The following is an 18,635-nucleotide window of genomic DNA, read 5'->3' on the forward strand; positions in this document are numbered from 1 at the left end:
CGGAAGATCACCTGTCCATGAGATCGGGACCCGTTCCCTCGATCGTGGCACACGATCATCAACGCCGTCAGGCAGCGGAGCCGCTCCCTTGACCCTGCCGCGACGTCAAGCTCTCTACTGGTGCCGTGCGGATCGGAGAACTCGCCGCCACCGTCGGTGTCACCGCGCGGGCTGTGCGGCACTACCACCATCAGGGGCTGCTGCCGGAGCCCGAGCGGCTGACCAACGGGTATCGGGACTACACGCTTCGGCACGCGGTCGTGCTGGCGCGTATTCGGCGGCTGACCGAGCTGGGGCTCGGGTTGGCGGAAGTACGGGACGTGCTCGCCGACGACGCCGGCAAGGACCTTGCCGAAGTGCTCGCCAAGCTGGACGAGGATCTGGCACGGCAGGAGGCGGCGATCCGGGAGCGGAGGGTACGGCTGCGGGCGCTGCTGGACGCCGAGGACGGGCTACCCGCCGAGGGGCCCGTCTCGCCACCGCTTGCGTCGCTGTTCAAGGACCTGGGGCCGGTCGCCGCCCACTCCCCCCCATGGCCGCCGCCAAGGACCGCGAGATGCTCGCGCTGATCGACACCATGGCGTCCCTGGAGGACCGGGAGCGGCTGATGGGCCTGCTGCGCGAGGCCCTCACCTCGCCCGGGGCGATGGCACGGGCGGTCACGGCGTACGGCCTGCTCGACGCGCTCGCCGACGCCGACCCGGACGAGGAGGCCGCCCACGCCCTCGCAGAGTGCATCCCCCGCGAACTGCTCCCACCCTCCGACCCGACCAGCAGCGACGACAGTCATGCGTGCCTTCTACGCCGACTTCGCCCCGGCTCAGGCGGAGGCCATCCGCCGTACCCTCCGCATCCTGGGTGAGGAGGGGGAAGGGCCGTGAGGACCGTGTATGTCCTTGTCCGGCATGAGGTGCGGATGCTTGTTGGCATCGTCCTGTGGGTCGCCCGGCGGACGGACGGGACAGTCGGCGGGACCGGCTTCGGGTACGCGCGGGGGCAGGGCGGCGTGATGTTCGAGTTCGCGTCAGTGTGCGTGGTCGAGACGCTGACCATGTCCGTGCTGCTGCGCGACCATCCCCTCGCGCATCGCATCGTGCTCGTACTCGACCTCTACACCGTCCTCTTCGTCGTCGGGCTGCACGCCGCGTCCGTCGTACGGCCCCACGTCCTCGGGCCGGACTCCCTGCGCATCCGGCACGGCGGACACGTCGACCTGCTCGTGCCGCTGGAGCGGATCGCCGGCGTCCGGCGGGAGTTGCGCACCACCCATCAGCCGACGGAGGGCGAACTCGACGTACCCGTAAGCTCGCAGACCACCCTCACCCTCGAACTCGCCGAGCCCGTCCCCCACTTCACCTTCCTCGGCCGTCGACGGGACGTTCACCTCGTCCGCTTCCACGCCGACGACGCCGAGGCCCTCGTACACCGGATCAGGCAGGTGCGAAACGTACCTTCGCCGTTCCCGGGCCGGCCTGGGTGAGGCGGACTCGGAGGCGTTCGCCGAGAGGGAGGTGGTCACCGTCGATGCGGCCTATGACCGCCGGGGACGTCAACTGCACCACTCCTACGGTCGGTTGACGTTCCTCGATCTCCACCACACAGCCGTCGAACTCCTCCCCCACCCGGTCCTTCAGCAGCGCGGCCTCCACGATGTCCACGCACTCCCGCTCGACGGCGCCCGCGCGCCGGTTGCCGTCGGCCATCTCGTGCGGCAGCACGTCGAGGGCCGCGAGGACCCAGTCCGGCGCGGGAACGCCTGCCGCCGCGGCCAGGCAGATCTCCGACGTGTAGCGGTCGGCCAGGCGTCTGAGGGGGGCCGTGCAATGGGCGTAGGGGGCGGCCACTGCGGCGTGGGTGGTGATGGCGGGGAGGTGGCCGTCGCGGAAAACGGTGTAGCCGGCTCCGCGGAGGAGGGTCGTGCACTCCTGGAGGAAGGCCGCGTGGTGGGAGTTGTGGGGGTCCAGGGAGCGGATCAGGTGGGCGTAGGAGACGTGGTGCGGCCAGTCGATGTGCAGGGCGCGTGCGGTACGGCGGAGGCGGCCGACGGCGCCGTCCGGGGCGGCCGGGAGGGTGCGCAGGATGCCCGTGCCGTGCGCCAGCATCAGGTCGGCGGCCGCCATTCCGGTCAGCAGGGAGATCTGCGCGTTCCAGCCGTCGGCCGGGAGCGGGGCGCGGTACGTCAGCTCGTACGCGCCGTCCCGCTCCACGATCTCCTGCTCGGGCACGTTCAGGGAGATGCCGCCTCGCTCCACCTCCAGGCGCTCCCGCAGCTCGCCGATCACTTTCAGGAGGGCCAGTGGTTCCTCGGCCGTCCCCTCGTCGATCTGGCGCTGCACGCCCTCGTAGTCGAGTTTGGCGCGGCTGCGGACCATGGCACGGCGGACGTCGGCGGCTACGGTACGGCCCTCCGCGTCGAGGTCGATCGTCCAGAGGGCGGCGGGGCGGTCCTGGCCGGGGAGGAGGCTCGCGGCGCCCTCGCTGAGGACGGGCGGGTGCAGCGGGACCTTCTCATCGGGGAAGTAGAGGGTCGTCACGCGGCGGTGAGTCTCCGCGTCCAGTGCTCCACCGGGGAGAACAAAGGCGGCGACGTCTGCTATGGCGTACCGGACGCGGTAGCCGCCGGTGTTCCGGCGGGACAGGTGCATGGCCTGGTCGAGGTCGGTAGAGGTGGGTGGGTCGATCGTGAAGAGGGGGATGTCCGTGGCGTCGTACGGCGGGAGGGGCGGGGCCTTCGCGGCCTGCTCGGCCTCGGCCAGGGCCTCGGGTGGGTAGCCGTCGGCTACGCCCAGTTCGGTGCGCAGGACGGTGAGGGCGGCCCGGAGGGGGGCTTCGGGGGCGCCGGTCACGCGGATGTGGCGGCGGGGCATACAGCGAGGGTATGCAGATCGGGGGTCGTACGCTGTGCGGAGCTCAAGAGAAGGAGATCGTCCGTGCTCGTCCTGCTGCCCCCGTCCGAAGGCAAGGCCGCCTCGTCCGGCCGTGGTGCCCCGCTGAAGCTGGAGTCGCTGTCGCTGCCGGGGCTGACCGCCGCCCGTGAGGCCGTACTCGGTGAACTGGTGGAGCTGTGTGCCGGGGACGAGGACAAGGCGTCTGAGGTGCTCGGGCTGAGTGAGGGGCTGCGGGGCGAGGTCGCCAAGAATGCCGGGCTCATGACGGCCGGGGCGCGGCCCGCCGGGGAGATCTACACCGGGGTGTTGTACGACGCCCTGGATCTGGGCTCGTTGGACGCGGGTGCGAAGAGGCGGGCGGGGCGGTCGCTGCTCGTCTTCTCGGGGCTGTGGGGTGCGGTGCGGGTCAACGACCGTATTCCTTCCTACCGTTGCTCGATGGGCGTCAAGCTGCCCGGGCTCGGGGCGCTGGGGGCGCACTGGCGGGCGCCCATGGCGGACGTGCTGCCCGAGGTCGCGGGGGGTGGGCTCGTGCTTGATCTGCGGTCCTCCGCTTATGCGGCTGCCTGGAAGCCCAAGGGGGAGGTGGCTGGGAGGACGGCCAGCGTGCGGGTGCTGCACGCGCCCACGCGGAAGGTGGTCAGTCACTTCAACAAGGCGACCAAGGGGCGGATCGTACGGAGTCTGCTGGCGTCCGGGGTCGCGCCGAAGGGGCCGGCGGAGCTGGTGGAGGTGCTGCGGGACCTGGGGTACGTGGTGGAGGTTGAGGTGCCGAAGGGGGCTGGGCGGGCATGGACGCTGGATGTGCTGGTGGACGAGGTGCACTGAGCGAGCGATCCGAGGTGTTGCAGCATGCGCAATGAGCTTTGCGCATGCTGCGTTACGGCGGCACGATGACGTCATGACCTCGCCGCTGTCCTCCCCGCTGCCCGGCTCCGTGCTGGACCTCGCCCCCGTCGTCCCGGTCGTCGTCATCGAGGACGCCGCCGACGCCGTACCGCTCGCCCGGGCCCTGGTCGCCGGGGGGCTGCCGGCGATCGAGGTGACTCTGCGGACGCCGGTCGCACTGGATGCAATTCGGGCCATTGCCGCCGATGTGCCGGAGGCGGTCGTCGGGGCCGGGACCGTGATCACGCCGGAGCAGGTGAAGGAGGCGGTGAGCGCCGGGGCTCGTTTCCTGGTCAGCCCGGGGTGGACGGACGTGCTGTTGGAGGCGATGCGGGGGTCGGGGGTGCCGTTCCTGCCGGGGGTGTCCACGGCTTCGGAGGTGGTGGGGCTGCTGGAGCGGGGGGTGCGGGAGATGAAGTTCTTCCCGGCCGAGGCGGCGGGGGGTACGGCGTATCTGAAGTCCCTTGCCGGGCCGTTGCCGCAGGCGCGGTTCTGTCCGACGGGTGGGATCGGGGCCGGGAATGCGTCTGACTACCTGGCGTTGCCCAACGTCGGTTGTGTGGGCGGTACTTGGATGCTTCCCGCGGACGCGGTGGCCGCCCGGGACTGGGGGCGGGTCGAGGCCCTTGCCCGGGAGGCGGCCGGCCTCCGTCAGCGCAGGTGAGACGTGTCGTTGAAGAGCCGTACGCTCGCGTTGCCGTCGGCGTAGTACGCCACCGCGGACAGTGAGGCGGCCGAGAGTTCCATGCGGAACAGGGCCTCCGGCGGGGCGCCCAGGGCGAGTTGGACGAAGGTCTTGATCGGCGTGACGTGGGAGACGAGCAGGACCGTGCGGCCCGCGTAGGCCGCGACGAGTTTGTCCCTCGCCGCCGCGATACGGGTCGCCGTCGCCGCGAAGCTCTCGCCGCCGCCGGGGGGTTCTACCGTGGGGTCGGACAGCCAGCGGGTCAGGTCGTCGGGGTAGCGTTCGCGGACCTCGGCGAAGGTCAGGCCCTCCCAGGCGCCGAAGTCCGTCTCCCTGATCTCGTCCTCGACGCTCACCTCCAGGCCGAGGTGGCGGGCGACGATACCGGCGGTCTCGCGGGTGCGGGCGAGGGGGGACGCGACGATCGCTTGGATGGTCCCGCGCCGGGCCAGCGAGGCACCCGCCCGCTCGGCCTGCTCCCGGCCGACGTCGGAGAGGGAGGGGTTGGTGCCGCCGGAACCCGAGAACCGCTTCTGCGGGGTTAGGGGCGTCTCCCCGTGGCGCAGGAGTACGAAGGTCGCGGGCGCCCCCATGTCGGCGGGGGCCCAGCCGGGGCTGGCGACGACAGAGGCCGCCCGGACATCTGCGTCCGCCTTCGCGGCTCCGCCGCCCAGGGGCTCCGCGCCACCTGAAGCCGCCGCAGCCGACCGGGACGCCGCACTGTCCAGTTCCGCCGTCGACGTCGCCGCCGACCACTGCTCCCCCCGCCTCCCCGCATCCATCGCCTCGTTCGCCAAGCGGTCCGCGTGTTTGTTCTGCTCGCGGGGGATCCACTCGTACGTCACCTGGTGCGGCGGGAAGATGCGGGACGCCTCGGCGGCCAGGGGCTTCATGTCGGGGTGTTTGATCTTCCAGCGGCCCGACATCTGCTCGATGACCAGCTTGGAGTCCATGCGGACGTGGACCGTGGCAGCCGGATCGAGTTCGTACGCCGCCCGCAGGCCCGCCAGCAGCCCCCGGTACTCGGCGACATTGTTCGTGGCGATGCCGATGTACTCGGCCGCCTCGACCAGGGGCTCCCCCGTCGTCGCGTCGAGGACGACGGAACCGTAGCCCGCGGGCCCGGGGTTGCCCCTCGACCCGCCGTCGGCCTCGACGATGAACTCCCGCACCACACCCGCCCCTTACAGACCGGACTCGGCCGTGCGCACCAGGATGCGGCGGCAGTTCTCGCAGCGCACCACCGTGTCGGGGGCGGCCGCGCGGATCTCGTTGATGTCGGTGATGGCCAGCTCCTGGCGGCAGCCCTGGCAGGTGCGCTGGTAGAGCTTGGCCGCTCCGATGCCGCCCTGCTGCTCGCGCAGCTTGTCGTAGAGCTTGAGCAGGTCGGCGGGGATGGTCGCGGCGATGACCTCGCGCTCCTTGGTCACCGTGGCCACCTCGCCGTCGATCTCCTCGAAGGCCGCGTCCCGGCGGGCCGTCGCGTCGTCGATCTTCGACTGGACGGAGGAGACCCGCTCGGTCAGCTCGCGCACCCGCTCCTGCACGGACTCGATGCGCTCCATGACCTCCAGGACGATGTCCTCGAGGTCGCCCTGCCGCTTGGCGAGGGAGGCGATCTCGCGCTGGAGGTTCTCGAGGTCCTTGGGTGAGGTCACCGCGCCGGAGTCCAGGCGCTGCTGGTCGCGGGCGGCGCGCTGGCGCACCTGGTCCACGTCCTGCTCGGCCTTGGTCTGCTCGCGGGCGGTGTCGCTCTCCTCGGTCTGCGCGGCCACGAGCAGGTCGCGCAGCTGGGTGAGGTCCTTGGTCAGCGACTCGATCTCGGCGTGCTCGGGCAGGGACCTGCGCCGGTGCGCGAGCTGCTGCAGGCGGACGTCGAGTGTCTGGACGTCGAGGAGTCGGATCTGGTCGGCGGGCGCGGCGTTCAGTTGGGGGCTCCAGGTGAAGGGGAGTGGCTGGTCCAGGGGTCGGTGACCGTCTTGGAGACGTGGACGCGCAGGTCCCAGCCGTGGCGGTCGGAGATCTCGTCGAGCTGGGCTGCGGCCAGCTCGCACCAGGGCCACTCGGTGGCCCAGTGCGCCGCGTCGAGCAGCGCGAGGGGGCTGTGGAGGACGGCCTCGGAGGCCGGGTGGTGGCGCAGGTCGGAGGTGAGGAAGGCGTCGACGCCGGCCGCGCGGACCTGGTCGAAGAGGCTGTCGCCGGAGCCGCCGCTGACGACGACCGTGCGGATGGTCGCCTGGCTGTCGCCGGCGACGCGGATGCCCTGCGCGGTGGCGGGCAGGCGTTCGGCGGCCCGTGCGGCGAAGTCGGCGAGGGTGAGGGGGTGGTCCAGTTCGCAGATTCGGCCCAGGCCGCGGCGGCCCTCGGGGTCGGTGGGGTCCGGGACGAGGGGGCGTACGACCCGGAGGTCCAGTGCGCCGGCGAGGGCGTCCGAGACACCCGGGTCGGCCGTGTCCGCGTTGGTGTGGGCCACGTGCAGCGCGATGTCGTTCTTGATGAGGGTGTGCACGACCCGGCCCTTGAAGTGTGTGGCCGCCACCGTGGTCGTACCGCGTAGGTAGAGCGGGTGGTGGGTGACCAGCAGGTCGGCGTCGAGCTTCACCGCCTCGTCGACGATCTCCTGGACGGGGTCCACGGCGAACAGGACCCGCGTGACCTCCTGGTCGGGGTCGCCGACGACCGTGCCGACCGCGTCCCAGGACTCGGCCCGCTCGGCGGGCCACAGGTTGTCCAGCGCGGCGATGACTTCAGACAGACGGGGCACGGACAAAAGGCTACCTGCCTGATCTGTGCCGCTGAACCGAAGCCCGTGGTCGGGAACACGGTCCCGGTGCCCCCGGCGTCCACCGCGGCCCCCTTCAGCACAAACACCCCCCGCTCCTCACGCGAATCGTTCCGCTACCACCCTTACGCGTGAAGCGTGAGCCTGGTGGTTCCGGTCCGTGCATGCGAAAACTAGCTTCGTAACTGGAGGTGACCAGACGATGACGGCCTGTGCGATCGAGCCCGAGGCCGCCCCCGGGGACGACGCTCGCCGGGCGGCATGCATCATCACCGCGGACGGCGCCTACGCCGCACGCCTCGCGCTGGACGGCGACTGCTGGTTCCCGGAGCGCTGGACGCTGGACGGCCCGGAGCCGTACGCCGTGGGGCTGCCCGGCAACCAGCCCGAGGAGCCCGGCACCGAGGTACAGCCGATGGGCGACGGGCGGGTGCTCATCCGGCGGGTGACGGAGGGGCGGCACGTCTTCTCGCTGCTGTATCCGACCGGCCCCGGCACCGGCGAGGTGCTGATCGGTGCGGTCGAGTGCCCGGACGAGGACACCCGGCTGGGGCTGCTGCCGCCGGTACCGGGGGGTGCGAAGGCGTACGCCCTCGCGGTGGGCCGGCGGTCCAGCACGCTGTGGCTGGTGGCGGGCGGCCCCTTCGGTCCCGAGCGGGTGACGGAGGTCCCGGGGCGCTGCTCGGGCGGGGCGTGGCTGGACCACGCGGGGCGGATGCTGGCCCTGGACCGGGAGGTCGGGGGGCGGACCAAGACGATCGTGGTGGATCTGGAGCGGGGCGGCGAGGTGTCGCCGTTCCTGCAGATCGCCGACGGCAGCGACGACCGGCTGCTGCTGGCCGACCCGGACAGCGGGCTGCTGCTGATCCGCTCGGACGCCCCGTCGCCGGGCGAGGACCGGCTGGGGTGGGGGGTGTTGGGCAGCACGCTGCCGGTGCGGTTCCCGGAGTGTCTGCGGGTGCCGAACTGCGCGGTGACGCCGTTCGCGATCCAGCCGGGGCGGGTGCTGGTCCCGGAGAGCTGTGCGGTGGCGCTCCGGGTCGACGGGCCGATGGGCAGCTGGGTGGCGCTGTGGCGGCCGGACCGGCGGCAGGTGCACCATCTCCCGGCGCCCGAGGGGTGGTTGACGGGGACGGGGCTGTGGACGCCGGACGGGGTGCTTCAACTGCCGTACGCCACGGCCGAGGTGCCGTGCGGGGTGGCCGGGGTGACCGTGCCCTCGGAGAATCCGGTGCTGCCGATCGGGCCGTCGGAGAATCCGGTGCCGCCGATCGGGCCGTCGGAGGATCCGGTGTCGAGTACGTCGGCGTCGCCGGGTGCGGTCGGCAAGAGCCTGGACGCCCCAACGGAGGACGGAAGTTCCGTCGCGGCGGAGGACGGGAGTTTCGTCGCGGCGGCGGACGGGCAGCCGGTGGAAGCGGCGCCTCCGGAGCCGGTCGTGGCGCGTCCGGTGCCCTTGCAGGAGGCTCCGCTGGGACGTCTTGTAACGAAGTAGTGCCGATGGGCCGTGGCGCCTGGATTCGGCCCGAGGTGTGCTGGTTACACTCGCCGGGCTGTTAGAAAGATCATGTTGTTACGGGGTGAAACCTTCCGATGAGCGACACCAGCACGATGCAGCCGCGGTCCGCCGAGGCCCAGGAGGACGCCGGTCACGGTCGTCACCGGGGTCCGGTCTCGGTCCAGGACGGTGACACGGCCCCTCAGGGCCGTCACCGCAAGCAGTCCGAGGACACGGGGACGGCTCGCTGAGAGCAGAGAGCAGACGGAGAGGGCCCGCACATCAGTGCCGATGTGCGGGCCCTCTCCCCTTGCCCCTCCAGTTACGTGCGCTTCAGCCCCAGCACCTCCACCGCCCCGAACGTCTCCCCCTCCGGGCGTTCGGCGTAGTGCGGGGTGAGGACGGCCTCCAGCTCGTCGTACGTGAACGTGTCCTGCTTGCTGTCGAACTTGGCCCGCACCCGCGGCCGGTCGACGATCGCCACCATGCCGCCGTGCACCACGAGGAGCTGTCCGTTGACGCGGGACGCGGCGGGCGAGGCCAAGTAGCCGACGAGCGGGGCGACATGCTCGGGCGAGAGCGGGTCGATGCCGTCGTCGGGCTCCTGGAAGCCGGCGAAGACGTCCTCCGTCATCCGGGTACGGGCGCGGGGGCAGATGGCGTTGGCGGTGACCCCGTACTTGGCGAGCGCGAGGGCCGTCGAGGTGGTCAGGCCGACGATTCCGCCCTTGGCCGCAGCGTAGTTGGGCTGGCCCGCGGAGCCCGCGAGGAAGGCTTCCGAGGACGTGTTGACGATACGGCCGTAGACCGGGGCGCCCGTCGCCTTGGAGCGTTCGCGCCAGTGGGCGGCGGCGAAGTGGGTCGTGTTGAAGTGGCCCTTGAGGTGGACCCGGATCACCGAGTCCCACTCCCCCTCGGTCATGGAGAACACCATCCGGTCGCGCAGGATGCCCGCGTTGTTGACCAGGACGTCCAGCTTCCCGAACTCCGCGACCGCCAACTCGACCAGTTCCCGCGCCTGTTGGAAGTCGGCCACGTCGCCGGTGTGCGCCACGGCACGCCCGCCCGTCGCGCGGATCTCGGTGGCGACCTCCTCGGCTGGGGCCGCGGAGGCCTCCCCCGTGCCGTCCCGGCCCGGCTGTCCGAAGTCGTTGACGACGACGGCCGCTCCGAGCCGGGCGAGCTCCAGCGCCTCGGCCCGGCCCAGACCGCGCCCGGCGCCGGTGACGACGGCGGCCAGTCCCTCAAGTGGCAGTGACATGAGCACCCTTCACGTAGGCGTCTTCACACAGGCGTCTTCACGTAGGCGTCAGATCTCGATGCACGTACGCAGCGCGGTCCCCGAACGCATCTGGTCCAGCGCCTCGTTGATCTCGCTCAGCGGCACCCGGTGGGTGATCAGGCCCTCCAGGTCGACGCGGCCGGCCCGCCACAGGGCGATGGTGCGTTCGTAGGAGCGCAGGACGTCGCCGCCGCCGTACATGGACGGCAGGATGCGCTTCTCGTCGAAGAACAGCTCGAACATGTTGAGCTGCAGGAAGTCGTCCATGGCGCCCGCCCCGACGACGACGAGGGTGCCGCCGCGCCGGGTGTTCTCGTAGGCGGTGCGGGCGGTGGCCGACTTGCCGACGACCTCGAAGACGTAGTCGAAGCCCTCGCCGCCGGTGACCTCCTGCTTGGCGGTGGGCAGTTCGTCGGGTGAGACGGCCTTGGTGGCGCCGAACTTGAGCGCCGACTCGCGGCGCGCGGCGACCGGGTCGACGGCGACGATCTCGGCGGCGCCCTTCAGCCGCGCCCCCTGGATCGCGGAGATGCCGACGCCTCCGCAGCCGATGACGGCGACCGATGAACCGGCCTCCACGTCGGCGGTGTTGAGGGCCGCCCCGAGGCCCGTGGTGACCCCGCAGCCGATCAGCGCGGCGATGTCGAAGGGCACGTCGTCGGGGATCGGCACCGCGCAGCCGGCGTCGACCACGACCTCCTCGGCAAAGGTGCCGGTGCCCGCGAAGCCGAAGACGTCGCCGCCGGGGCGCTTGAAGTTGGGGGTGCCGGCGTTCATGAATCCGGCCAGGCACAGTTCGGTCTGGCCGCGTTTGCAGGCCGGACAGGCGCCACAGGCAGGCAGCCAGCAGACGACGACCCGGTCGCCGGGCTTGACGCGGGTGACGCCCTCCCCCACCTCCAGGACCTCGCCCGCGCCCTCGTGCCCGGGCACGAACGGCGCCGGCTGCGGCAGCACCCCGTTCATCGCGGACAGGTCCGAGTGGCACAGGCCCGTGGCGCGTATCCGGATCCGCACCCTGCCGGGCCCGAAGCCCGTCGGCTCGACGTCCTCGATGACCTCCAGCTTGTCCTGGCCGATCTCGTTCAGTACGGCTGCTCGCATGGTGCGGCTCCCCTCACGTCAGCTGGGATTCAGGAGTGTTCGACGACGGTGTCGGCGAGGACGGGCGCGTCGCCCCGCTCGACGGCGCTGACGGCGACCCTGGTGGACTCCGCCGTGTGCCACATGCGGACGCGCAGGGTCTCGCCGGGGTAGACCACGCCGGCGAACCGGGTCGTGTACGAGCGCACCCGGCCGACGTCCCCGCCCAGCAGCGTGTCGACGACCGCCTTCAGCGTCATGCCGTAGGTGCACAGCCCGTGCAGGATGGGCTTCTCGAACCCGGCGAGCTTGGCGAACTCGGGGTCGGCGTGCAGCGGGTTCCAGTCGCCGGACAGGCGGTAGAGCAGGGCCTGGTCCTCGCGGATCGGGCGTTCGACGATTCGGTCGGGTTCGCCGGTGGGTTCGTCGGTGGGGGTCCCCCCGCTCGAGCGAAGTCGAGAGTGGGGGAGGGTGGAGGGGCCGCGGTCGCCGCCCCAGCCGCCCTCGCCCCGTACGAAGATCTGGGCGTCGTTGGTCCACAACGGGCCGTCGGTGTCGGCGACTTCGGTGCGCATGACCAGGACGGCCGCCTTGCCCTTGTCGTACACGGCGGCGATACGGCCCGTGGCGGTGGCGGTGCCCTGGGCCGGGATGGGGCGGTGCAGGGTGAGCGACTGGCCGCCGTGCAGGACTTTGGCGAGGTCGACGTCGATGCCCGGCATCGACAGTCCGCTGATCACGCCCGGTGAGCCGGAGCCGGCGACGGTGGCGAAACTGGGCAGCACGTGCAGCCGGGACTCCAGGGTGTAGCGCAGCTCGTCGGGGTCGGTGGCGGGGATGCCGGCGCCGATGCCGAGGTGGTAGAGCTGGACGTCCTTGGTGGTCCAGGTCAGCTCGCCGGTCCGGGGTTCGGCGGCGAGGGCCTTGGCCGCGTCGATGGGCATGGGGCTCCTGAAGGTGGCGACTGAAGACCCCGGTGCAGCCGTCCGCACCGTCGGCCGCACCGAGGTCGCTGCGGGTGCCGATCTAGAACGCGTTCCAGTCCGGCGCCCCTTGTATAGCCCAGCCCACCGCCATTGTGAAGTCTCCTGACGCTGTGTCAGGTGACGGGGTTCGGGACATTTGTACTGCCCGGGTCCGTACAAGCGCATCTGCCGGGCGGGCGCCGGGGTTCGTAGCGTCGTAGGCATGACAGTCGTAGGGACGACATCGGACAAAGGGATGACATCGGACGCCGAAGCGGCCGTGTCCTTCACGGGGGCGGTCAAGAACTACGGCACGGTACGGGCCGTCGACGGCCTCGACCTCGCCGTCGCGCCCGGTGAGACGGTCGCGCTGCTCGGGCGCAACGGGGCCGGGAAGTCGACGGCAATCTCGCTGCTGCTCGGGCTGATCGAGCCGGACGAGGGGACCGTACGGCTGTTCGGCGCGCACCCGGAGCGGGCGGTGCGGGACGGGCGGGTGGGCGCGATGCTGCAGGAGGCGCGGGCGGTGCCCCGGGTCACCGTGCGGGAACTGGTCACCTTCGTCGCCGGGCGCTACCCGGCGCCGATGCCGGTCGCACGGGCGCTCGAGCTGGCCGGGATCGCCGAACTGGCGGGGCGCCGGGTGGACCGGCTCTCCGGCGGGCAGGTCCAGCGGGTGCGGTTCGCGCTCGCCCTCGCCGGGAGCCCGGCGCTGCTCGTGCTGGACGAACCGACGTCCGCGCTGGACGTCGAGGCGCGGCAGGCGTTCTGGACGTCGATGCGCGGCTATGCGCGCCGCGGCCACACCGTCCTGTTCTCCACGCACCACCTCCAGGAGGCCGACGCCTACGCGGACCGCATCCTCGTCATCGACCGCGGGCGGATCATCGCCGACGGCACCGGCGAGCAGCTCAAGCGCTCGGTCGGCGGCGGCCTGGTCGCCTTCGACCTGGCCGGCCACCCCTCGGACGGCCTGGAGCGGCTGCCGGGCGTGCGGTCCCTGGAGATCCGCGGCGACCGGGCCCGGCTGCGCACCGACGACCCGGACGCGACGGTCGTCGCCCTCGCGGCGATGGGCGCGATACGCGGCCTGGAGGTCGCCCCGGCGTCCCTGGACGAGGCCTTTCTGGCCCTCACCTCATCGGTCACGGAATCGGTCACGGAGGCGGCGTGATGTTCGACTACCTCAAGCTCGAAGTGCGCCGCACCCTGCGGGACGTCGGTTTCGTCATCGGCGGGATCGCGATGCCGGTACTGATGTACCTGCTGTTCACCAACCTCGGGGCGGCCGACGGCACCTGGAAGACCGGGGCGATGGTCGGGATGGCCGGGTACGGGGCCGTCGGCTGCGCGCTCAACACCGGCGGCGGGGTCGCCGAGGACCGGGCGATCGGATGGCTGCGCCAGCTCAGGGTGACGCCGATGACTCCGCGCCAGGTCGTCGTCGGCAGGACCCTGACCGGCTCGGTGACCGTCGTACCGGCGATCGTGGCGGTGCTCGCGGCGGGCGGGCTGCTCAACGGCGTACGGCTGGCCGTGTGGCAGTGGGCCGCGATCGCGGTGCTGCTGTGGCTGGGCTCGGTGCCCTTCACCCTGCTGGGCCTGGGCAACGGCTACCGGCTCACCGGCCAGACCACCGGCGTCACCAACATGGCCTGCAACCTGGGCCTCGCCGTCCTCGGCGGACTGTGGTTCCCGGTCGCCCTGTTCCCGGACTGGCTGCGCACCGTGTCCGCCTACACCCCCACCTACCGCTTCGCCGAACTCGGCACCTCCGTCGCGTCCGGCCACGCCCCGGCGCTCGGCGCGGTCGCGGTGCTGTCCGCCTGGTTGCTGGCGTTCGGTTCATACGCTGTGCTGTCGTACCGGCGGTCCGGTCGGACCGTCTGAATGGGGGAGCGACAGATGTACTGGACGCGAGGGGCCGCCTGCCGGCTTCGCGAGTGGCAGGCCGCGCGAGCGCGGTGGCGGGCGGACATGCAGGCCTTCAAGGCCGCGGCGAAGGAGGCCCGCCGCACCGGCGCCGAGGTGCCCGAGAACCCGGGCCCGCCGCCGACCGCCTTCTCCCTGCTCCCCTGGCTGCTGATGGGGCTGGGCGCGTTCTCCAACCTCTTCCAGGGCAAGACCCCCAACCCGTGGATCGGCGGCCTGGGACTGCTCGCCTTCAACTCCCTCTACATCTACGTCGCCGCCCGCTCCTTCGTGAAGGAGAAGCGTCAGGCGGCCTCCACCCGGGTGGCGCTGGTCCTGATGGCCGCGATCACCTGCGGCCTCGCCGGCGGCTACGCCGGCAACTGGCTGCTGTTCTTCCCCTTGCTGGGCCTGGCGACGGGCGCCGCGCTGCGGGGCGAACACCTGCGCTGGGCCGGCACGGCCGTCGCCGTGCTCGCCGGTGTGGTCTCCGCCCTCCGCGGCGGCTGGTCCGGCCTCACCATCGCGTACGCCACCTGGATCTCGACCATGGTGACGGCCGCGATCCTCTCCCTCTCCGAAGCGGTGCGCGAACTGCGCGCCGCCCGCGAGGAGTTGGCCCACCAGGCCGTCGAGAAGGAACGCCTGCGGTTCTCCCGGGACCTGCACGACCTGCTCGGCCACACCATGTCCGTGATCGTGGTGAAGTCGGAGGCCGCCCGCCGGCTGGCCCCGCGCGACCTGGACGCGGCGCTCGGGCAGATCACCGACATCGAGTCCGTGGGCCGGCAGGCGCTCACCGAGATCCGCGAGGCCGTGACCGGCTACCGCGAGGGCAGTCTCGGCACCGAACTGGACCGGGCCCGCTCGGTGCTGACCGCGGCCGGCGTCGAACCGGTGGTCACCCGCTCCGGCGCTCCCCTGGCCCCGCAGTGCGAGGCGCTGCTGGGCTGGGTGGTGCGCGAGGCGGTCACCAATGTCGTACGGCACTCCGGTGCGACGCGCTGCGAGATCGGCGTGGTCGCCTCGGCCGAGCACGTCCGGCTCACCGTCTCCGACAACGGCGATGGGCACGGGAAGGGCGACGGGGACGGGGACGGGGACGGCGAGCCGGACGTGCCGCCCGCCGCCGGCGTTGGCGTTGGCGTCGGCGGCACCGGTCTGAAGGGGCTTACCGAACGCCTCGCGGCGGCCGGCGGTTCGCTGACCGCCGGTCCCGCGCCGCGCGGCGGCTTCACGGTCACGGCCGAACTCCCCGTGGAGACCGGCGGTTTGCTGGACCTCGAGCCAGCCACGGCGCCCAGGGCGCGCTGACCACCCGGCTCACGTCGTCGTCCGCCCCGGCTTGTCCCATCGGTGTGCGGCAGTCGATTCGACCCACGGTCTCAGTCCCTGTTGCGCCACCCGGAGAACCTCACTCGGGGGCAGTTCGTCGGCTCGTTCGATCACCACGAGCCCCCAGTGGTTCCGGCGAACGGCGTCAAGCGTCACTGCGCGCTCACGCCGCAGGTACGTCACCGCCGAGGCGAGGTCTGCCACCGGTGGGCTGACCTCGTAGCGGGCGAGTTTCTTGACGTACCGGTCCAGCCAATGCGGGCCTTCCCTCGTCGCGGCCCGGGACAACGCGGACTCGGCGTTCCCGTCGAGGAAGACCATGACCGGCCCGACCGGTGCCAGGATCTTCGTGAGGGCCGTCATGAAGTCGGCGATCGTCTCTTCGCCGTGCCCCATGGCCAGCAGCGTCGGCACGAACGGCATCAGCGCGTCCGCGATCACCACGTCATCGCCACTCGCCATGACCGCATCGACGAACTTCGCCGTCGCCGCGATCAGCGTCCCCGGTTGGACCGTGTCGTTCGGCCTGAACTCATCGGCCACCGCCACGAACTGCGGCCGGGTCAAGATCTCCTCCTCGCGGAAGTGGTCCACCCGCAGTCCCGTACCGGCCAGCCATGGGGCCAGCCAGGCACACAGCGTCGACTTGCCCACTCCGGGAGACGCTCCCCACACGGTGATCAGAAGGGTCATGGCTCCCGAGCCTAGGACCGGCGCCTGCGGCAGGGGACGACTCGTCGCGAGCTGCTGCCGTGCATCTGCTCATCCGTCGCTGGCAGCGGTGACGGGGTACAGCGTGCGCAGACCCTCGTTCAGTGTGTACGACAACGCCGAGCCGTGGGTCTGTCTGGGGTACAGGCGGGAGGTGACCTCCAGCGACGGGTAGTCCCGTAGGCGCAGCAGCTGTGCCATGCGGGTCATCGAGCCGAGGATGTCGGCGGCGGCCACGAAGGGATCGGTGAGCTCCGCCTCGCCCGCGCCGAGGAACACCTTCGCCGCCAGGTCGTCGTGGGTCCTGGCGTACTCGGTCTCCAGTGTGAACAGCAGGTCCTCACACCCACTGAGGGCTGGGCTGGCGGCCAGATAGCGACCGAAGGCCGTCGGCCGGGAGAGGAGGGCGTAGCCGACGAAGTGTCCGCCACCGGAGAACCCCACGAGGCCGTGATCGTCGTCGCACCGGAAATCGGTCGCCAACCGCGGGCGCAACTCGTCGACCAGGAACGACAGCATCGCGTCGGCGCCGCCGCCACGCGTCGGCGTGTCGCCGGCCAGTGCTTCCATGCGCGCGCCGCCGAGCCCGGCGTTGACCCATCTCGGCCTGGCGTAGAAGTCGTGAGTCCGGCGCGCGCCGAACTCCGCCGGATCGCTCTCGTCGGGAGCCCCGACGCCGATCACGATGAGCTCGGCGACCTCCCCCACGGTGTGGAGCCAGTTGAGCAGGCCGACGACGAGCGGGAAGGTGAGGGACGCGTCCGTCACCCAGAGGACGGGGTAGGCGCGGTCGCCGTGCTCGTACGACGGAGGAAGCGCGATGTGCACGTCGTGCGGCCAGGGCACATCGGTCCCCTGCGTCCTTCTGGTGGGAAGAACCTGATAGGTGTGCCGGGACTGGGACACGGCCACCTCCTTGCTGAAAACGGGATCGTCCGGACATTCCATCTAGGGTTCTTCCAAGGGTTCTTCACGTTCACGCTTCACACGGAACCTATTCCGACCCGCCCCCGGCCCGCCCGCGCCCTACCCTTGCCCCGTGGACGAGATGCCCCGGGACCGTCGCCCGGCGAAGAACGTGCGGGTCCTGCTCGCCGAGGATCAGGGGATGATGCGGGGCGCGCTCGCCTTACTGCTCGGCATGGAGCCGGACATGACCGTCGTCGCCCAGGTGGCCTCCGGCGAGGCGATCGTGGACGCGGCCCTGACCCACCGTCCGGACGTGGCCCTGCTGGACATCGAACTGCCCGTCCGCAGCGGCCTGGACGCGGCGGCCGACCTGCGCGAGCAGGTACCGGACTGCCGGGTGCTGATACTCACCACCTTCGGACGCCCCGGCTATCTGCGCCGCGCCATGGAGGCCGGAGCCGCCGGATTCCTCGTCAAGGACGGTCCCGTCGAGGAGTTGGCGGCCGCGATCCGCCGGGTGCTGACCGGCGAGACCGTGATCGACCCCGCGCTCGCCGCGGCCGCGCTCAGCGCCGGGCCGAATCCGCTGACCGCCCGCGAGTGCGACGTCCTGAAGGCGTCCGTGGACGGCGCGACGGTCGCCGACATCGCCGCCAAGCTGCATCTGTCCGAGTCCACGGTCCGCAACTACCTGTCCTCGGCCATCGGCAAGACGGGCACCCGCAACCGGATGGAAGCGATGCGGGAGGCCCGTCAGCAGGGCTGGCTGTGAGCCGTCACCGCGCCGGTGCCGTGGGCCTCACTGCTCCACCCCCGTCACCCGCGCGTCTTCGTAGGCCGTGCCTTTCGGCGCCAGGCACACGAACCAGCGGTCCTTGGAACCCTCGACCGTGCGCAGGCCCTGCTGGAACTCGCCGGTGTCGGTGGGTCCCGAGACCCGGTGCAGGAGCGTGCTCGTCCCGTCCTTCCAGGCGCAGGTGACCTCCTCGGTCGACTTGCCGGCCTGGCCGACCACCAGACGCAGGGGCTTGGCGGAAGGCGTCAGCCCCATCGCTGTGAGGCCGACCCGGGAGCTCACCGTGACGGACCGCTCGGGCACCGAATCCTCGACCACCACCGAGTCGTCGCCCTGGTTGTCGCGATGCACGAAGTAGGTGGTCCTGCCCACCAGGTCGGCGGCCCTCCGCACCGACGCAGGCCACTCGCCCTTGTACTCGCTCATCGCCGCCAACTGGATCTCCGCGTCCGCCTTGTTGTGCGGCGCGTCCCACACGTCGATGAAGACCGCCCAGTCCTTGCCGTCCTCGACCCCGTTCGCCAGGTCCGTACGGTGCGGCTCGACGAGGGATGCCTTGTGCGACGGCCGGGTGACCGACGGCACTACCCGTCCCCCGTCCCCGCCCGGCAGCCCCGTCAGTGCCACCGCGCCCGTCGTCCCGGCGAGCGCCAGCGCCGCACCTGCGGCCACCGCCCAGCGCCGGGCGCGGCGCCGTCGGCCACCGCGGATCACCGCCTGCGTGGGGGCTATACCGATCTCGACCCCGTCCGCCGCGTCGGCCAGCAGGAGGGCGATGTCCGTGCCCGTCATGTCGTGGCTCGCTTCCCGCTCCGCGCCCATCAGTTCCGCCCCCCGCTCGGGTCAGTCAAAAGAGGCCGCTGCTCATGGCCGGGCCTGGCCTCCATGGGGCCGGGCGGGGC

General features: G+C 71.7%; 19 protein-coding genes and 1 pseudogene. 10 read left to right on the top strand and 10 right to left on the bottom strand.

The features are described 5' to 3' along the window. Positions 1 to 125: 125 nt before the first annotated feature. Together ACWCQ1_RS21840 and ACWCQ1_RS21845 are read left to right on the top strand one after the other, a co-directional pair. A pseudogene (locus tag ACWCQ1_RS21840) lies at positions 126 to 881 on the top strand (MerR family transcriptional regulator). Between the two features lie 35 nt (positions 882 to 916). Next, positions 917 to 1,480 (top strand): hypothetical protein, encoded by a 564-nt coding sequence (locus tag ACWCQ1_RS21845; protein ID WP_451027153.1) that lies wholly within the window; start codon positions 917 to 919, stop codon positions 1,478 to 1,480. Here the strand turns inward: ACWCQ1_RS21845 and ACWCQ1_RS21850 are convergent. Continuing rightward, positions 1,431 to 2,867, bottom strand: coding sequence for an RNB domain-containing ribonuclease (locus ACWCQ1_RS21850; RefSeq protein WP_451027154.1), 1,437 nt, complete (start codon positions 2,865 to 2,867; stop codon positions 1,431 to 1,433). The genes ACWCQ1_RS21845 and ACWCQ1_RS21850 overlap by 50 nt on opposite strands. A 63-nt stretch (positions 2,868 to 2,930) precedes the next feature. Here ACWCQ1_RS21850 and yaaA point away from each other — a divergent pair, with 63 nt between their 5' ends. Then, positions 2,931 to 3,716, top strand: a complete 786-nt coding sequence (gene yaaA / locus ACWCQ1_RS21855; protein ID WP_358593603.1) for a peroxide stress protein YaaA — start codon at positions 2,931 to 2,933, stop codon at positions 3,714 to 3,716. A gap of 73 nt (positions 3,717 to 3,789) precedes the next feature. Beyond that, a complete protein-coding gene (locus ACWCQ1_RS21860; RefSeq protein ID WP_451027155.1) occupies positions 3,790 to 4,440 on the top strand; it encodes a bifunctional 4-hydroxy-2-oxoglutarate aldolase/2-dehydro-3-deoxy-phosphogluconate aldolase in 651 nt (216 codons plus the stop codon). Here ACWCQ1_RS21860 and ACWCQ1_RS21865 read toward each other — a convergent pair. Genes ACWCQ1_RS21865 through ACWCQ1_RS21875 form a run of 3 tightly spaced genes read right to left on the bottom strand, consistent with a single transcriptional unit; the run spans position 4,428 to position 7,225 of the window. Continuing rightward, complete coding sequence (locus ACWCQ1_RS21865) at positions 4,428 to 5,633, bottom strand: bifunctional RNase H/acid phosphatase (RefSeq protein WP_358593690.1); 1,206 nt, start codon at positions 5,631 to 5,633, stop codon at positions 4,428 to 4,430. The two genes, ACWCQ1_RS21860 and ACWCQ1_RS21865, sit on opposite strands and share 13 nt — an antisense overlap. A 12-nt stretch (positions 5,634 to 5,645) precedes the next feature. Beyond that, positions 5,646 to 6,389: a zinc ribbon domain-containing protein gene (locus tag ACWCQ1_RS21870; protein ID WP_451027232.1), complete on the bottom strand. Its 744-nt coding sequence runs from the start codon at positions 6,387 to 6,389 to the stop codon at positions 5,646 to 5,648. Continuing rightward, positions 6,386 to 7,225, bottom strand: a complete 840-nt coding sequence (locus ACWCQ1_RS21875; protein ID WP_451027156.1) for a Nif3-like dinuclear metal center hexameric protein — start codon at positions 7,223 to 7,225, stop codon at positions 6,386 to 6,388. The genes ACWCQ1_RS21870 and ACWCQ1_RS21875 overlap by 4 nt, the downstream gene beginning before the upstream one ends. Positions 7,226 to 7,445: 220 nt before the next feature. Here ACWCQ1_RS21875 and ACWCQ1_RS21880 point away from each other — a divergent pair, with 220 nt between their 5' ends. Together ACWCQ1_RS21880 and ACWCQ1_RS21885 are read left to right on the top strand one after the other, a co-directional pair. Further along, the gene (locus tag ACWCQ1_RS21880; protein ID WP_451027157.1) at positions 7,446 to 8,738 is read left to right on the top strand and encodes a hypothetical protein; all 1,293 of its coding nucleotides are present in this window, start codon (positions 7,446 to 7,448) and stop codon (positions 8,736 to 8,738) included. Between the two features lie 98 nt (positions 8,739 to 8,836). Continuing rightward, positions 8,837 to 8,992: a hypothetical protein gene (locus tag ACWCQ1_RS21885; protein ID WP_165954722.1), complete on the top strand. Its 156-nt coding sequence runs from the start codon at positions 8,837 to 8,839 to the stop codon at positions 8,990 to 8,992. A 71-nt stretch (positions 8,993 to 9,063) separates the two neighbouring features. Here the strand turns inward: ACWCQ1_RS21885 and ACWCQ1_RS21890 are convergent, their stop codons facing one another. The 3 genes from ACWCQ1_RS21890 to ACWCQ1_RS21900 are packed head-to-tail and all read right to left on the bottom strand — an operon-like array spanning position 9,064 to position 12,050. After that, positions 9,064 to 10,002: a 3-oxoacyl-ACP reductase gene (locus ACWCQ1_RS21890; RefSeq protein WP_133041331.1), complete on the bottom strand. Its 939-nt coding sequence runs from the start codon at positions 10,000 to 10,002 to the stop codon at positions 9,064 to 9,066. 48 nt (positions 10,003 to 10,050) lie between these two features. Next, positions 10,051 to 11,127: a Zn-dependent alcohol dehydrogenase gene (locus ACWCQ1_RS21895; RefSeq protein WP_133041330.1), complete on the bottom strand. Its 1,077-nt coding sequence runs from the start codon at positions 11,125 to 11,127 to the stop codon at positions 10,051 to 10,053. 29 nt (positions 11,128 to 11,156) lie between these two features. After that, a complete protein-coding gene (locus tag ACWCQ1_RS21900) occupies positions 11,157 to 12,050 on the bottom strand; it encodes a MaoC/PaaZ C-terminal domain-containing protein (RefSeq protein WP_451027158.1) in 894 nt (297 codons plus the stop codon). Positions 12,051 to 12,327: 277 nt separating this feature from the next. Here ACWCQ1_RS21900 and ACWCQ1_RS21905 point away from each other — a divergent pair, with 277 nt between their 5' ends. The 3 genes from ACWCQ1_RS21905 to ACWCQ1_RS21915 are packed head-to-tail and all read left to right on the top strand — an operon-like array spanning position 12,328 to position 15,296. Further along, positions 12,328 to 13,245, top strand: a complete 918-nt coding sequence (locus tag ACWCQ1_RS21905) for an ABC transporter ATP-binding protein (protein ID WP_451027159.1) — start codon at positions 12,328 to 12,330, stop codon at positions 13,243 to 13,245. Next, on the top strand, positions 13,245 to 13,961 hold the full coding sequence (locus ACWCQ1_RS21910; RefSeq protein ID WP_133041520.1) for an ABC transporter permease: 717 nt from the start codon (positions 13,245 to 13,247) through the stop codon (positions 13,959 to 13,961). Before ACWCQ1_RS21905 ends, ACWCQ1_RS21910 begins: the two co-directional genes overlap by 1 nt. A 15-nt stretch (positions 13,962 to 13,976) precedes the next feature. After that, positions 13,977 to 15,296: a sensor histidine kinase gene (locus tag ACWCQ1_RS21915; RefSeq protein WP_451027160.1), complete on the top strand. Its 1,320-nt coding sequence runs from the start codon at positions 13,977 to 13,979 to the stop codon at positions 15,294 to 15,296. Between the two features lie 9 nt (positions 15,297 to 15,305). Here ACWCQ1_RS21915 and ACWCQ1_RS21920 read toward each other — a convergent pair whose 3' ends face one another. Then, positions 15,306 to 16,010 (bottom strand): hypothetical protein, encoded by a 705-nt coding sequence (locus ACWCQ1_RS21920; protein ID WP_451027161.1) that lies wholly within the window; start codon positions 16,008 to 16,010, stop codon positions 15,306 to 15,308. A 69-nt stretch (positions 16,011 to 16,079) separates the two neighbouring features. Next, positions 16,080 to 16,934 carry an alpha/beta hydrolase gene (locus ACWCQ1_RS21925; protein ID WP_451027162.1) on the bottom strand — a complete coding sequence of 285 codons (855 nt, stop codon included), beginning with the start codon at positions 16,932 to 16,934 and terminating at the stop codon, positions 16,080 to 16,082. A gap of 142 nt (positions 16,935 to 17,076) precedes the next feature. Here ACWCQ1_RS21925 and ACWCQ1_RS21930 point away from each other — a divergent pair, with 142 nt between their 5' ends. Continuing rightward, on the top strand, positions 17,077 to 17,709 hold the full coding sequence (locus ACWCQ1_RS21930; protein ID WP_358593689.1) for a response regulator transcription factor: 633 nt from the start codon (positions 17,077 to 17,079) through the stop codon (positions 17,707 to 17,709). Between the two features lie 27 nt (positions 17,710 to 17,736). Here ACWCQ1_RS21930 and ACWCQ1_RS21935 read toward each other — a convergent pair whose 3' ends face one another. Next, entirely contained in the window at positions 17,737 to 18,525 is a 789-nt protein-coding gene (locus tag ACWCQ1_RS21935; protein ID WP_451027163.1) for a hypothetical protein, read from the bottom strand. Between the last annotated feature and the right edge of the window lie 110 nt (positions 18,526 to 18,635).

The sequence above is a fragment of the Streptomyces sp. NPDC002144 genome, from assembly GCF_053593695.1.

Bases quoted from the DNA above. Each gene is read 5' to 3' on its own strand.
- ACWCQ1_RS21850 (WP_451027154.1), bottom strand. From the start codon at position 2,867: ATGCCCCGCCGCCACATCCGCGTGACCGGCGCCCCCGAAGCCCCCCTC.
- ACWCQ1_RS21885 (WP_165954722.1), top strand. From the start codon at position 8,837: ATGAGCGACACCAGCACGATGCAGCCGCGGTCCGCCGAGGCCCAGGAG.
- ACWCQ1_RS21900 (WP_451027158.1), bottom strand. From the start codon at position 12,050: ATGCCCATCGACGCGGCCAAGGCCCTCGCCGCCGAACCCCGGACCGGC.
- ACWCQ1_RS21930 (WP_358593689.1), top strand. From the start codon at position 17,077: ATGCCCCGGGACCGTCGCCCGGCGAAGAACGTGCGGGTCCTGCTCGCC.
- ACWCQ1_RS21935 (WP_451027163.1), bottom strand. From the start codon at position 18,525: ATGACGGGCACGGACATCGCCCTCCTGCTGGCCGACGCGGCGGACGGG.
- ACWCQ1_RS21890 (WP_133041331.1), bottom strand. From the start codon at position 10,002: ATGTCACTGCCACTTGAGGGACTGGCCGCCGTCGTCACCGGCGCCGGG.
- ACWCQ1_RS21905 (WP_451027159.1), top strand. From the start codon at position 12,328: ATGACATCGGACGCCGAAGCGGCCGTGTCCTTCACGGGGGCGGTCAAG.
- ACWCQ1_RS21880 (WP_451027157.1), top strand. From the start codon at position 7,446: ATGACGGCCTGTGCGATCGAGCCCGAGGCCGCCCCCGGGGACGACGCT.
- ACWCQ1_RS21845 (WP_451027153.1), top strand. From the start codon at position 917: ATGCTTGTTGGCATCGTCCTGTGGGTCGCCCGGCGGACGGACGGGACA.
- ACWCQ1_RS21860 (WP_451027155.1), top strand. From the start codon at position 3,790: ATGACCTCGCCGCTGTCCTCCCCGCTGCCCGGCTCCGTGCTGGACCTC.
- ACWCQ1_RS21915 (WP_451027160.1), top strand. From the start codon at position 13,977: ATGTACTGGACGCGAGGGGCCGCCTGCCGGCTTCGCGAGTGGCAGGCC.
- ACWCQ1_RS21910 (WP_133041520.1), top strand. From the start codon at position 13,245: ATGTTCGACTACCTCAAGCTCGAAGTGCGCCGCACCCTGCGGGACGTC.
- ACWCQ1_RS21920 (WP_451027161.1), bottom strand. From the start codon at position 16,010: ATGACCCTTCTGATCACCGTGTGGGGAGCGTCTCCCGGAGTGGGCAAG.
- ACWCQ1_RS21895 (WP_133041330.1), bottom strand. From the start codon at position 11,127: ATGCGAGCAGCCGTACTGAACGAGATCGGCCAGGACAAGCTGGAGGTC.